The sequence below is a fragment of the Methylomonas sp. BW4-1 genome (assembly GCF_052474385.1).
In genome coordinates this window covers 2,345,821-2,358,752 of sequence record NZ_CP184125.1, presented here as the reverse complement: position 1 = coordinate 2,358,752, position 12,932 = coordinate 2,345,821, and the positions used below count along the sequence as shown (strand labels likewise).

Sequence of the window (12,932 nt, the reverse complement as noted above, 5' to 3'; positions counted from 1 at the left end):
AGAAATCTAGGTCGTATCAGGGCGGAGGAGCCGTTTAATGTTGAGTGCTAAGCATTTGCCGGCAACTGTCGGCGCATTGTTGGCAGGCCACAACACAATCCTTCATACCGCCGATTTCATCGCATTCCGCCGCGCAGGCTTCGCATATTTCCGCACAAAGTGCGTGGAGCTGATGCAAAAAATGCGAGCCGGTCAGTTGAAAATTTGCCGACGTCTGGCAAATCTCGGCGCAGTTCAGCATCAGGCGTAAATGTTTGGCTTTGACGTGCTTGCCGCCGGTTTCCAGGCAATGGTTCATTGCGGTTTGTAAACAAATCTGGTGGCAAAGGCTGCATGCCGCTATACAAGCTTGTGTGGCATGTTCTGATTGGGATGTTTGATGCATGGAATTCTCCGTTTAGTGGGGGGAGTCAATTCGTCCTAGAATCAAATGCTGACGCGGAAAGTACTAGTTTTGCGCCTACCAGTCAGACTGTTCTGTTCAAATGCGTAACGATTTTTCAAGTAAGAGCGGCTAGCCGGCCAACGTTAACTCCAAAGGGGGGCGATATGTCGACCGACTAGCTGCTTTGTCTTATTTGCCTTCCTTAATATCCTGCTTGATATCGCCATAGCCTTTCTGGGCTTTGCCGAGATTTTTTTGGACATTACCTTCTACTTGCATGCCTTTGTCGTCGATGATCTTGCCGGTCGCTTCCTTGACCTTGCCTTTGGTTTCTTCGACTCGGCCTTCTACCTGATCTTTGTTAATCGGGGCTTCATGGTCTGCGGCGAAGGCGCCAAACGAGCACAATGCAGTGAGGACGCCGGCCGATAAAATATAGCGTTCGGTTTGGGTAAATTTCATGAGCTTGCCTTTGGTCAGTTGGATAAAGTTTGGGTGTGCATGTAACCGGTGTTATTCGTCGTCTACAGCATTTTTAATATCGTCCTTGACATCGCCAAAGCCTGACTGAACTTTACCGACGTGCTTCTGCACCTTACCTTCCAATTCCAACTCGTCGTCGTTCATTAGTTTACCGGCGACTTCTTTGATTTTGCCTTTGGTCTCTTCGACACGGCCTTTTACTTGATCTCTGTTCATGATGACTCCTGGTGGTGTTTTAATTTTTTTGAAGTGAATGAGCGTTTTTTAGGGCTCGGAACCCACCATACTCGTGACCTTGATCGGAGTCGGTGCGTCAACGCACATTGATGCAGCGGACGGTGATGACGGCAAGTTGTTATGGCTGGGATGTTGGTACGCTAACGTACAGACTTGCAACCCTATACAGCCCATCCTGTAACTGGCGGTTTCGAGGTTAATCGTGAAGATGTTTGACGGCCTGAACTTTCTATATAGCCAACGCAAATTATTTCACCGTGGAGCACCTACCGTGCCAGGTCAAACTGGGTTTTTCTTTAAGTTTTTGAAACTGGCGGGGCCATTTTGGCGGTCAGAACACCAAATGCGCATCTGCAGGCGGACCTTGAATTTACTGATTTTGACCGTGTTACAGATCATCATTGCTGTGATGATTACCCAATGGAGCGCCGCGCTTTTCGACGCATTGGAACAGCGCAATATGCCCGGGCTGATGACCCAAGTTCGCGATCTGGGATTAATTTTTGTGGCCAGCATGCTGGTTACCGTTTTACATTTAAAAATCAAGCGGGATTTGCAAATCAGTTGGCGCGCCTGGCTGACGGCGCACGTGATAGGTCGCTGGATGAACAAAGGCCATCATTACCAAATCGCCCAGATACTGACAGTGGGCCACGATAATCCGGATGGCCGCATCGCCGAAGATATTCGCATTGCCACCGACGAAGCCGTCAATCTTTGTTACACGCTGTTTTACAGCTTGTTATTGCTGGCCAGCTTTACCCAAATTCTCTGGACACTATCCGGCACCGTGATGCTGGATTTTGGTGGTATGCAACTCCCGATAGCCGGACATTTGGTTTGGTTGGCTTTGCTGTATGCCGCACTGGCCTCTGTGTTAGGTTGGTGGGCAGGGCGACCACTGACCTTAACCACCAACGCTATGCAAACGGTTGAAGCTAATTTCCGCTTCGGTTTGGTCAAGGCTCGGGAAAATGCTCAGGCAATTTCGGTGCATAACCGCGAAGCACATGAAAAAAAGCGCTTTCTTAGTCTTTTCCAAGACATTAATGGGATCTACGATCTGCAAACCCGGGCCTGGGAGCACATTATTCTGTTTAGCTCCGGCTACGCGGTGCTATCGATGGCGTTGCCCATTTTGATCACCGCGCCGCGCTTTATTCTGGGGAGTATTACGCTGGGGGCGTTGATGCAGTCGGTGCAGGCCTTTCAACAAATGGCCGCGGCTTTGTCCTGGCCGGTTAATAACATGCCGGTGATTGCCCAATGGCATGCTTCGGTTGATCGGGTGTTGGGCTTGGTCGAGGCCTTGAATGATTTAGAACAGCAGCAGAGCGCTTGCGCCAAGCCTTCAATTGAACTTGAGTGAGCTTAGCAATACGGCTCAGAGCGCATCGTCCGAAATCAAAAATCACAAAAAAAGAATGCCCGGTCCGACTTGGCGGGGGGCATTTTGGAGGCGCTATACACGGAAGAAATGCGGTCTCAGTAAATCGTTAAAAAAATCAAAATTCCATCGATTTAGTAATAGGGTGATTTTTTTCGATAGTTGCTAGTCGTGGTTATAAAAACTGTGGTTTCACTCGATAAAACTGGCCGAGTGCCTCGCGTTGTTCTTCCCATTTTTCAGAATTTTCCGGCCAATGCTTTTTGTCAAAACCAGGTGCCTTTTTTAAGGTGTATTAGTCACGACTTGATCTGACACATCGACTTGAAAAGATGAGAGTTACCGGTTTTGATAGGGGTGTCGAATCCTTACACAAAACACAAAAGGTAACTCTCATGATCCATACAAACAATCCGATCATTAAACACAAAGCGGGGCTGTTAAATTTAGCCCAAGAACTGAATAACGTCTCCAGAGCCTGCAAGGTGATGGGTGTCTCGCGCGATACGTTTTATCGTTATCAAGAGCTGGTAGCCGAAGGTGGCATTGATGCCTTAATCGACAAAAACCGCCGGTCTCCGAATCTGAAGAATCGCGTCGATGAAAGCATTGAGCTGGCAGTGAAAGCCTATGCGGTTGAGTGGCCAGCGCATGGACAGCATCGAACCAGTAATGAACTGCGTAAACAAGGGGTATTCGTATCCGGCAGCGGCGTTCGCTCCATCTGGTTACGGCATGACCTGGAGAACTTTAAAAAGAGGCTTAAAGCACTGGAAGCCAAGGTAGCCGCCGAAGGGTTAATGCTGAGCGATGCGCAGATTGCGGCGTTGGAGAAAAAGCAGCAGGATGATCAAGCCTGCGGCGAAATCGAAACAGCCCATCCCGGTTACCTGGGTTCGCAGGATACCTTTTACGTTGGCAACCTCAAAGGGGTTGGGCGGATTTACCAGCAGACTTACGTGGACACCTACAGCAAAGTCGCTCACTGCAAACTGTACACCACCAAAACGCCGATTACTGCCGCGGACATCCTGAATGACAAAGTATTGCCGTTCTATGAAGCCAACGCATTACCCGTTCTACGCATTCTGACGGATCGCGGCACAGAATATTGTGGCAAGGTCGAACAGCATGATTATCAGCTATACCTGGCGATCAACGACATCGACCATACCAAAACCAAGGCCATGTCGCCGCAAACCAATGGGATTTGCGAACGCTTCCACAAGACCATCTTGCAGGAGTTCTATCAGGTCACGTTCCGCAAAAAGCTCTATAGCGACCTGGATGAACTCCAAAAAGATCTGGACGAATGGCTGGTTTATTACAACAATGACCGAACTCATCAGGGCAAAATGTGCAACGGCAGAACGCCGATGGATACCTTGCTGGATGGAAAACAGATTTGGGCTCAAAAAAATCTGAACCAAATCTAATCTGACAGACACCCCGCAAAAACGGTAACTGTCAGATCAGGTCTGAGCTAATACAGTAAAGACGGGTCAAACTAAAGCCGGCAGCGGCTTGCGCAGCTTGGGTTTGCCGCGATACCACCACCGCTGTTTCGCTAGGTGCCTCGGCTTCTTCCTCGGCGCCGCTAGCTTTTTGCAAATAGCCGATAAAGGCTTCCTCAAGCGTTGCGTGTCCGCTATCTTTCACCAACGCCGCCGGCGTATCGCTGGCCAGCACCTTGCCAGCGTGCATTAGCGAGATGCGGTCGCAACGCTCGGCTTCGTTCATGAAATGGGTGGAAATAAAAATGGTGACCTGGTCGTGGCGCGACAGTTCTATCATCATTTCCCAGAAGCGGTCGCGTTCGATAGGATCGACACCGGAAGTCGGCTCGTCCAGAATTAACAGATCAGGTCGGTGGATCATGGCTACTGCCAGCGACAAGCGTTGCCTGATTCCCAGCGGCAGCGCGTCAGGTAAGGTATCCAAAACCGCATCGAGCTGGAAGCGCTGGGCCATTTCGGCAACTCGGCCTAGAATTTCCGCCGCCGGCAGGTGAAACAGCTTGGCGTGCAATTCCAGATTTTGCCGGACCGTCAGCTCGGAATACAGTGAGAAGGCTTGCGACATATAACCGACCCGTTTGCGGGTGGCCAGATTGCCGGCATCGACCACCTGCCCGAACAATAAAGCCGTTCCCGAGCTAGGTTGCAGCAAGCCGGTGAGCATTTTCATGGTGGTGGATTTGCCGCAACCGTTGGAGCCCAAAAACCCAAAAATCTCACCTCGGGCTATGCGCAGGCTGACATTGTCCACCGCCAGAAATTCGCCAAAGCGCATACTTAAATCGTGGGCTTCGATAGCGATATCATCGTCACTGCTTTGCCTAGGCGGAATCACAATGGCATGGTGGCCGAGGCGTTTGGCTTCCGGTAGCAATAAGATAAAGGCTTCTTCCAGGCTATCGGCTTTGGCTTGCGCACGCAGTTCGGCGGCGGTGCCGGTCGCCATAATCTTGCCGGCATCCATCGCCACCAGCCAATCAAAGCGTTCGGCTTCGTCCATGTAAGCCGTAGAAACCAGCACGCTCATCCCGGCACGGCGCTGACGCAGGCGAGCAATCAGCTCCCAAAACTGGGCGCGCGACAATGGATCGACGCCGGTGGTCGGCTCGTCCAGCACCAGCAGGTCGGGGTCGTGGATCAAGGCGCAGCACAAACCCAGTTTTTGTTTCATGCCGCCGGACAATTGCCCGGCAGGGCGGTCGCGGAAGGACTCTAGGTTGGTGCTTTTCAGTAATTCGCCGATGCGTTGTTCGCGTTCGGCTGGCTGTTGGCCGAACAACCTGCCGAAGAAATCGACGTTTTCGAACACCGACAAAGTTAGATATAGATTTTTGCCCAGCCCTTGCGGCATATAAGCAATACGCGGACACACCGCGCGGCGATGGCTGGCATCGGCCATGTCACCGCCCAATACTTCGATCGTGCCTTGTTGGATTCTCCGCGCCCCGGTCAATAAGGACATCAGGCTGGACTTGCCGACGCCATCCGGGCCGATCAAGCCCAGCATTTGATTGGCCGGCAAATCCAGATTCAGATTATCCAAAGCCAACTGTTCGCCGTAGCGCAAGCTCAGATTTTGTATGCTCACCACGGGGGCAGCGGTTGGGGTATTCATTGCGGCAGTTTGATAGCCAGATTGGCCGGCCACTCGGCTTTTGGGTCTATCTTCACATAGGCCATGCCGGGCACACCGGTTTTGACTTGATTGAGATGTTGTTTCAGCAATTCCGGATCGAGTCTAGCGCGCACCCGAAACATCAGTTTCAGGCGTTCGGTTTCGGTTTCCACCGTTTTGGGGGTGAACTGGGCGACGCTAGCGACAAAACTCGCTGTGGCCGGAATCACCAAGTCCGGCACCGCATCCAGCACCAGCCGGATCTCACTCCCTAAGGCGACTTTGCCTGCCGCTTCAGTAGGCAGAAAAAAGGTCATATATACGTCGGCAAGATCGACCATGTTCAACACCCGCCCACCGGCGGCCAACACTTCGCCGGGCTCGGCGACCCGGTATTGGATGCGACCGTCACGCGGTGCTTTCAATACGCTGTCTTCAATATCGGCTTGTAAACGACTGACGGTCGCTTGGGCCGCTTCGATTAGGGTTTGCGAGGCCACCGCCTGCGATTTCGCCGCTTCGATACCGGCACCGGCCGCCGCGACTTGAGCTTGCGCGGCATTGATCGCCGCCTGCATACCCAGCACTCTAGCCTGATCGTCATCGACTTCCTGTTGCGGCGTCGCGCCTTCACCAACCAGGCGTTGCGAGCGTTTCAAGCGTTTACTGGCGGCATCGAATTCGGCTTGGTGTTGCGCAACCACCGCCAACGCGGCGTTGCGTTCGCTTTCGCGCTGCACGATGACCGCTTTGGCGGTGATTCGGGCGCTTTCGGCGTGGCGGACTTGGGCTTGGGCTTCGGTTTGCTGCGCTTGTAATACTTGGGTGTCCATCCGGGCTAGCACCATGCCGGATGCTACAAAATCGCCTTCATGCGGCAAAATCTCAATAATCCTCCCAGCGGTTTTGGTAGCAATGTCAATCTCGGTGGCTTCGATGCGGCCATTGCCGGTGACAATGGCTTCCGGCAGCGGGGCAGGGCGCAACCACCACCAAACCAGCATCGCTACGGCTAGCAATGCCAGGCCCGGCAAGATGAACTTGCGTATTGAGCGAGCCGGTTTCGTCGGCGGTGCAGTTGCGGTTTCCGGTTTGGCCGGTTCCTTTACGCTAGCCATTATTGATCCTCGGAAAGCTGCGATTGCACGGTGCTAATATCCGGGCCGCCGCCCAGGGCTTTATACACCGCAATCAGATGGGTGGAAGTGTCTGCCTCGGAGCGGGCCAGTTCGATTTCGGCGGCATACAGGCTGCGTTGCGAGTCCAGCACATCCAAAAACGAGATGACGCCTTCCTGATAGCGTAGTTGCGACAGTCTCAGCGATTCGCGCAAGTCCAGCGTGGAACTGGCTAGTAACTGTCGGCGCTGCTCTTCATTTAAATATCTACTCAACACGGTTTCGGTTTCGCGCAGCGCTTCAAGCACGGTTTTTTCGTAGGTCAGAAAAGCTTCCTGTTGCCGCGCGTCGGCCAGATCGATGCCGGCGCGGACCCTGCCAAAATTGAGTAAGGGTTGCAGTAGATTGGCGGCGGTGCCATAGGAGAAAGCCGCCGATTTGAATAAGGATTCCAAGTCGGTGCTGCGCAGGCCCAGAAAGGCGGACAAGGAAATTTTCGGAAACAGTTCAGCGACAGCCGCGCCTTGCAGTGCAGTGGCGGCGGCCAGCTTGCGCTCGGCGATTTGCAAATCAGGCCGGTTGCGTAGCGTTGCTGCCGGTGAGGTTAGTAGGTCTATGCCCGCTGCCTGCGGTACCGCGCCCAACTCGCTTAACTCAAGCGCCAGCGTGCCGGGATGCGCGCCAATCAGCAGTTCCAGTTGCCGCAGCAAGCCGGTCAGTTTGGCTTGCAAGGCCGGAATTTGCGCCATCGTGGTTTCGGTCAGCGCGCGAGCGCGCACCACTTCATGGCGGGCAACCACGCCTTCATTAAACAATTTTTCGGTGAGTGACAGCGTGGCTTGCTGGGTGTGCAGATTAGAAGTGGTGATGCGTAGTTGGTTCTGGGTGCTGCGGTATTCGACGTAACCGCGGGCCAGCTCCGCGCTCAGTGTGACCAGCGTTTGCCGGTAGCCGGCGTTTGCACCATCAAGCTCGGCCAAAGCCGCTTCCAGACGCCGTTGTTGGCGGCCGAATAAGTCGATTTCCCATAGCGCGTCGAAACCCAGTTCGAACATGTTGTAACGAAGTCCTGGCGCCAAGGCCGGTAATGGGTTGTCCTGGCGTTGCGCACCGGCCTTAATATTTACGGTCGGGAATAACTCGGCTTGCGTGCCGCGCCGTTCGGCTCGGGCCTGATCGATTCGGGTCAGGGCGATTTTTAGATCCAGATTGCCGGCCAAGGCTTTGCCCATCAACGCATTCAAGGACACATCGTTAAAGCGCAGCCACCAGTTTTGCAAGGGCTTGGGGTCTGATGTTGTTATGGCCGGATTGTTGACTTCAGCCTGCCAACTAACCGGAACATCCGCTGTTGGTTCACGGTAATCCGGGCCAACGGTACAACCGCCAGCAGCGATCAAGATGATTATCCATGCCGGCTTATGCGGCATTGGGCTCTTGAAACCAATGAGCTAGACGCTGCCTGAATAACTCAGATTTAGTACGTTCCATGGCACGGTCCTGTATGAATCTTACCCAAGCAGCGTAATGGTTGAGGTAAGTCAGGTCTGTGCGTTAGCGTACTTAACTTGACCCATTTTTTGTTGAACCAATGTGTGGCAGATATGTTCGATAGCGTACAGACGATGGATTTTTTTAAGCCTAGAGTCTGGCATAGAGTTTGCCGCCGCCTTACAACGCTCTGCGGGGGTAATCGATTCCCCAGAGCGCGGATATATTTTTCACTAAGAGGTAAGTAGTCATGAACACGACAATTACAAACGAAAAACCCACCGAAGATTTCGCAGCGTTGAAAAAACTGACTGCAACAGTCTATCTATGCCAAGTATTAACCTTTGCCTTTGCCGGCTTACCGCTATTAGTCGGCGTAGCGATTAATTTTTTCTACCGCAACAATGTCAAAGGCACTTGGCTGGAATCGCATTTTAATTGGCAGATCAAAACCGTCTGGGTGACGTTGGCAGGCTTTGCCTTGTCCGGTCTGGTGTTGATGCTGGACATACAACTTAGCTTGATTGTGTTGCTTCCGACCTTACTGTTGCTGATCTACAGAATCGTCATTGGCTGGACCAATTTGACTGCCGAGAAGTCTTTGCAAGATCTGAGTTAAACCATCGCAGACTCGCTTAGCCAACGTCGTCTACATCGGCGTTGGCTAAGCCCCGCTTCTTCAAGCCCCTAAAATACGCTCGTAAGTGTCCCGCTCGGTTCGATAGCATTCGCAAGCAGCGCCTTCCAGGCCGCCACGATCCAGAACCGTAATATCCCCGCGCCGATAGCTGATCAACTTTTGTTCCTGCAAGGACAGCGCGGCTTTGGTGATGCCGACTCGCCGTACACCCAAGATATAGGCCAGGAAAATATGCGTGACATGGAAGGTGTCGGCGTGCGCGCGGTCATGCGTCATCAGCAACCAACGCGCCAGACGCGCTTCCACCAGATGAAAGCGGTTGCAGGCCGCGGTTTGCGCCAATTGACTCATGGATACATATAAGTAGCGTTTTAACTCCAGCTGTAAGGGCCTGCTACGTTCCAGTTCCTGTAAAAACAGTGGCACGCTTATACGCAATGCCGAACCTGCGCCTTGCACCAGCGCTTGAAATGGCGCGATATCGACACCCAATGTCAGGGTGATGCCCAAAATACCTTCGTCCCCGATTAAACCCACTTCCAGACCGGTATCGCCATCGACCGGCGTTACCAGGGAAATAAAACTATCGATTGGAAAATACACATGCGGAATCTTGGTGCCAGCTAGATAGAGCACTTCCGCAAAGCTTAGATCGACCGGTTCGCAGTGGGCAAGCAAGTGCTGGCGGTCACTATCCGGTAGGGCATTCAAGAGGCGATTGGCCGCGGAAACAGCGGGTATGGACGACACTAGCGTTCTCCGGCGGTGTGTTGAGGTAGCCCGACAGAAGATAACAGATGCGAACAGATGTAAATCGCTATGCCGGTGCTGGTCAGCGGCTTTACGCCAGCTGTTTGGGGGCAGGTTAGCGGTTCGGGAATTGCTTGTCTGTATGTTAGCGCACGTACTTACAACTAACTAAGCAGGTTCCGGTTCATAAGATTAGTTTTGATTTGTTCCGGCGTATGTGCCCCAGCGTACAGACTTCAGCAAGGCGCTGCCGTAATCTAGTGCCAGCTTAGGTGGAATCACCCAGCAGCCGGGATGTAGACATTCAGTAATAGTTCGGTCGTCGCGGTTTTAGAGCAGGATGCCAGCTCTTGAGCAGCTTTTATTTAAGCGAGCGATAGTGGTTATTTTGCACCTTTATAGAATATATACACCGGGTAAATTTATGAAAATTAGACACTTTTTAATGGCACTGCTGTTATCTTTCGGATCATTGGCCGCGCATGCCGCCGGTAGTCCGTTGAACGAAAGCTTTACCAATCTGCTCGCTCTATCCAACAACGCCTTGGAAGTAGGCAAAACCGGCGATACCAAAGCCTTTATAGAGAGCGCTACGGTCGCTTGGGAGGCAATGAAAGTTCAAAATGAAAAGGGTAGCTCCATTCGTCTACAACGGGCTAACGCCAAATTAAAAGCGGCGATAAAAGCCGCTAAAGCCGGCAACTTGCAAGAAGGTATTGCCGAGGTTGAACAAGGCATAGAAGAAATGAAATTGGCAAAGGTTAACGGACAGTAACAACTACGCTATCCGTTAAAAGCAGTTTTATGTTTTAGTACATCTACAAAGCCGGTCATCACCGGCTTTTTTGTGGCTGGTGCTCAACGATAGTGGTTCACCGTTTTGGCTTGGGGAGGCTTTGTCATGCCGATGAAGGGGAAGAAACTAAGCGGGGGAAGATGCGGATTGGTGCTACTATTCAACTGTTGGTCACAAACACGAAGACCCGCAACTTAAAGCAATATATGTAATGCCCATCTCGTTATGAATCCCGCCGACTTACGCCGCTATGCCGAGCAAAAGCTCGCCGCTCGTCCGCTGAAAAGCAAAAAATCGCCAAACGACGAACAGCGCTTGCTGCATGAGTTGCTGGTGCATCAGATTGAACTGGAAACAGTCATCGAAAATTTACGCCACACGCAAGACGAGTTGGCGGTATCACAGGCGCGTTATTTCGATTTATACGATTTGGCGCCGGTAGGCTATTTGACCGTCAGTGCGCAAGACATCATCCTGGAAGCCAATCTTACCGCCACTCAATTACTGGGCGTGCCGCGCCATGCTTTGCATTCCCAAGTCCTAAGCCGCTACATCGCCTTTGCCGACCAGGACATTTATTATCTGCACCGCAAAGCGTTAATGGAAAGCAAACAAGCCCAGACCTGCGAACTTAATTTTGTAAAGGCGGACGGCGCCGATTTCTGCGTCAGACTGGAAATGAATCTGGCGATTGCCGCCGATGGCGAGCAGATTCTGCGGATTGTAATCAGCGACGTTAGTCGGGAAAAGACCAAAGACCAATTTTTACGCCAGGCGGCGGCCATGTTCGAAACCGCCCGCGAAGGCGTGATGGTTACCGATGCCGATATGCGGATTTTGGTGGTTAATCGGGCTTTTAGCGAATTAACCGGCTATTCGGCGGACGAAGTGTTAGGAAAAACGCCGAAAACCCTGAAGTCCGGCCGGCAGGACCAAGCCTTTTACGTGGATATGTGGGGGCAGATTAACGACAGCGGTTATTGGCAAGGCGAAATTTGGAATCGGCGCAAGGACGGCGAGATTTATCCGCAAATGCTCAGCATCAGCGCGGTACGCGACGAAAATAATCGGGTGACGCATTACGTTGGGGTGTTTTCCGATATTTCCCAGCTTAAGGATGCGGTCGCCCGCCTGGAGTTTTTGGCTCACCACGATCCTCTAACCAGTTTGCCTAATCGTTTGTTATTGTTTGCGCGCCTGGAACATTGCATAGGCTTGTCGCGCCGCGAACGGAAAGCGGCGGCCTTGTTGATGCTCGATCTGGATCGATTTAAAGACGTTAACGACAGCTTCGGCCATTTGGCCGGCGACGAATTGCTGCAACAAGTGGCGGCAAAATTAAGCAGCCGGCTGCGCGGCATCGACACCGTGACCCGTCTGGGCGGCGACGAATTTGCCATATTGCTGGAAGATTTGGCGCATCCGCAGGATGCGGCGCTGGTAGCCGCCGAGATTATCGAATCGCTCAACGAACCGTGGCGTTTGTCCAACGGTTCCGAAGTGCGGGTTGGTGTCAGCATAGGCATCAGTTTACTGCCGGAACATGGCAACAGCTCCGAAGAGCTTTTGCAACACGCGGACGCGGCTTTATATCGCGCCAAAGCGGAAGGGCGCGGTAATTTTAAATATTTCTCGGAAGACCTGACCCAAGCGGCCTTGCGCCGTATCAATTTGGAGTCGTTATTGCGGCGGGCGCTGCGTCGTCAAGAATTACTGGTTTATTATCAACCGCAAGTAGACATCAGCACGGGCCGCATTATCGGCGCGGAAGCTTTGTTGCGCTGGCATCATGCGGAGGAGGGCGTGATACCGCCCAGCCAGTTCATCCCGGTGGCCGAGGAAATTGGCCTGATAGCCGAGATCGGTGAATGGGTGTTAAAGGAAGTGTGTAGGCAAGGTCGGCGTTGGCTGGATGCCGGGTTACCGCCGATCAAGCTGGCGGTCAATCTGTCGCCGCATCAGCTGCGGCATGGCGACATAGCCGTCAGTATTGCTGCGATACTCAGCCAAACCGGCTTTCCGCCCGAGCTGTTAGAGTTGGAATTAACCGAGAGCGCGTTGATGGAGAGGGAGACGGAGGTGGTGTTGGTCCTCTGTAAGCTACAGGCCTTGGGTGTGCGGCTGGCCATCGACGATTTCGGCACCGGTTATTCTTCGTTGGCTTATCTCAAGCATTTTCCGTTGGACATTCTGAAAATCGATAAAACTTTTATCGACGACATTCCGCAGTTGGAAGACGATAAAGAAATCGCCTCGGCGATTATCGGCATGGGCCATACCTTGCGTTTGCAAGTGTTGGCGGAAGGCGTGGAAACCCAAGAACAACTGGATTTTCTGCAAGAACATGGCTGCGATTTTTATCAGGGCTATTTGAAAAGCCCGGCGCTGGCGGCGGCGGAGTTTTCTGCGTTGTTGCAGAGCCAACTTTGAGGTGTCCGTGCTAGGGCCGAATTCATTCGACCTATAAAGGCGGTTAGTGCGAATTCTTCGCACCTGCAAGCTCGCCTTGTCAC

12 protein-coding genes are annotated in these 12,932 nt (G+C 52.6%); 5 read left to right on the top strand and 7 right to left on the bottom strand.

The window, feature by feature from the left end:
* Positions 1-34: 34 nt before the first annotated feature.
* The 3 genes from ACH5Y9_RS10925 to ACH5Y9_RS10915 form a co-directional block, all read right to left on the bottom strand.
* Positions 35-385: a four-helix bundle copper-binding protein gene (locus ACH5Y9_RS10925; protein ID WP_445369629.1), complete on the bottom strand. Its 351-nt coding sequence runs from the start codon at positions 383-385 to the stop codon at positions 35-37.
* Positions 386-574: 189 nt separating this feature from the next.
* Complete coding sequence (locus tag ACH5Y9_RS10920) at positions 575-847, bottom strand: CsbD family protein (protein WP_445369628.1); 273 nt, start codon at positions 845-847, stop codon at positions 575-577.
* 51 nt (positions 848-898) lie between these two features.
* Entirely contained in the window at positions 899-1,084 is a 186-nt protein-coding gene (locus ACH5Y9_RS10915; RefSeq protein ID WP_445369627.1) for a CsbD family protein, read from the bottom strand.
* Between the two features lie 385 nt (positions 1,085-1,469).
* On the opposite strand from ACH5Y9_RS10915, the gene ACH5Y9_RS10910 reads away from it, so the two are divergent.
* Together ACH5Y9_RS10910 and ACH5Y9_RS10905 are read left to right on the top strand one after the other, a co-directional pair.
* Complete coding sequence (locus ACH5Y9_RS10910; RefSeq protein WP_445369626.1) at positions 1,470-2,474, top strand: SbmA/BacA-like family transporter; 1,005 nt, start codon at positions 1,470-1,472, stop codon at positions 2,472-2,474.
* Between the two features lie 413 nt (positions 2,475-2,887).
* A complete protein-coding gene (locus ACH5Y9_RS10905) occupies positions 2,888-3,928 on the top strand; it encodes an IS481 family transposase (protein WP_445367679.1) in 1,041 nt (346 codons plus the stop codon).
* Between the two features lie 31 nt (positions 3,929-3,959).
* Here ACH5Y9_RS10905 and ACH5Y9_RS10900 read toward each other — a convergent pair whose 3' ends face one another.
* From ACH5Y9_RS10900 to ACH5Y9_RS10890, 3 genes are read right to left on the bottom strand one after another with little or no spacing between them, the layout of a single operon-like run.
* Positions 3,960-5,624, bottom strand: a complete 1,665-nt coding sequence (locus tag ACH5Y9_RS10900; protein ID WP_445369625.1) for an ATP-binding cassette domain-containing protein — start codon at positions 5,622-5,624, stop codon at positions 3,960-3,962.
* Positions 5,621-6,742: an HlyD family secretion protein gene (locus ACH5Y9_RS10895; protein WP_445369624.1), complete on the bottom strand. Its 1,122-nt coding sequence runs from the start codon at positions 6,740-6,742 to the stop codon at positions 5,621-5,623. The genes ACH5Y9_RS10900 and ACH5Y9_RS10895 overlap by 4 nt, the downstream gene beginning before the upstream one ends.
* Positions 6,742-8,172, bottom strand: a complete 1,431-nt coding sequence (locus ACH5Y9_RS10890; protein ID WP_445369623.1) for an efflux transporter outer membrane subunit — start codon at positions 8,170-8,172, stop codon at positions 6,742-6,744. The genes ACH5Y9_RS10895 and ACH5Y9_RS10890 overlap by 1 nt, the downstream gene beginning before the upstream one ends.
* Before the next feature lie 311 nt (positions 8,173-8,483).
* Between ACH5Y9_RS10890 and ACH5Y9_RS10885 the strand changes: the two genes are divergently transcribed.
* Positions 8,484-8,852, top strand: a complete 369-nt coding sequence (locus ACH5Y9_RS10885) for a DUF4870 family protein (RefSeq protein ID WP_020485193.1) — start codon at positions 8,484-8,486, stop codon at positions 8,850-8,852.
* A 60-nt stretch (positions 8,853-8,912) separates the two neighbouring features.
* Here ACH5Y9_RS10885 and ACH5Y9_RS10880 read toward each other — a convergent pair whose 3' ends face one another.
* Positions 8,913-9,623 carry a Crp/Fnr family transcriptional regulator gene (locus ACH5Y9_RS10880; RefSeq protein WP_445369622.1) on the bottom strand — a complete coding sequence of 237 codons (711 nt, stop codon included), beginning with the start codon at positions 9,621-9,623 and terminating at the stop codon, positions 8,913-8,915.
* A 424-nt stretch (positions 9,624-10,047) separates the two neighbouring features.
* On the opposite strand from ACH5Y9_RS10880, the gene ACH5Y9_RS10875 reads away from it, so the two are divergent.
* Together ACH5Y9_RS10875 and ACH5Y9_RS10870 are read left to right on the top strand one after the other, a co-directional pair.
* Positions 10,048-10,398, top strand: a complete 351-nt coding sequence (locus tag ACH5Y9_RS10875) for a hypothetical protein (RefSeq protein ID WP_020485195.1) — start codon at positions 10,048-10,050, stop codon at positions 10,396-10,398.
* Between the two features lie 246 nt (positions 10,399-10,644).
* The gene (locus ACH5Y9_RS10870) at positions 10,645-12,849 is read left to right on the top strand and encodes a putative bifunctional diguanylate cyclase/phosphodiesterase (RefSeq protein ID WP_445369621.1); all 2,205 of its coding nucleotides are present in this window, start codon (positions 10,645-10,647) and stop codon (positions 12,847-12,849) included.
* The last annotated feature ends 83 nt before the right edge of the window (positions 12,850-12,932 follow it).

Bases quoted from the DNA above. Each gene is read 5' to 3' on its own strand.
- ACH5Y9_RS10925 (WP_445369629.1), bottom strand. From the start codon at position 385: ATGCATCAAACATCCCAATCAGAACATGCCACACAAGCTTGTATAGCG.
- ACH5Y9_RS10920 (WP_445369628.1), bottom strand. From the start codon at position 847: ATGAAATTTACCCAAACCGAACGCTATATTTTATCGGCCGGCGTCCTC.
- ACH5Y9_RS10915 (WP_445369627.1), bottom strand. From the start codon at position 1,084: ATGAACAGAGATCAAGTAAAAGGCCGTGTCGAAGAGACCAAAGGCAAA.
- ACH5Y9_RS10905 (WP_445367679.1), top strand. From the start codon at position 2,888: ATGATCCATACAAACAATCCGATCATTAAACACAAAGCGGGGCTGTTA.
- ACH5Y9_RS10900 (WP_445369625.1), bottom strand. From the start codon at position 5,624: ATGAATACCCCAACCGCTGCCCCCGTGGTGAGCATACAAAATCTGAGC.
- ACH5Y9_RS10895 (WP_445369624.1), bottom strand. From the start codon at position 6,742: ATGGCTAGCGTAAAGGAACCGGCCAAACCGGAAACCGCAACTGCACCG.
- ACH5Y9_RS10890 (WP_445369623.1), bottom strand. From the start codon at position 8,172: ATGCCGCATAAGCCGGCATGGATAATCATCTTGATCGCTGCTGGCGGT.
- ACH5Y9_RS10885 (WP_020485193.1), top strand. From the start codon at position 8,484: ATGAACACGACAATTACAAACGAAAAACCCACCGAAGATTTCGCAGCG.
- ACH5Y9_RS10875 (WP_020485195.1), top strand. From the start codon at position 10,048: ATGAAAATTAGACACTTTTTAATGGCACTGCTGTTATCTTTCGGATCA.
- ACH5Y9_RS10870 (WP_445369621.1), top strand. From the start codon at position 10,645: ATGAATCCCGCCGACTTACGCCGCTATGCCGAGCAAAAGCTCGCCGCT.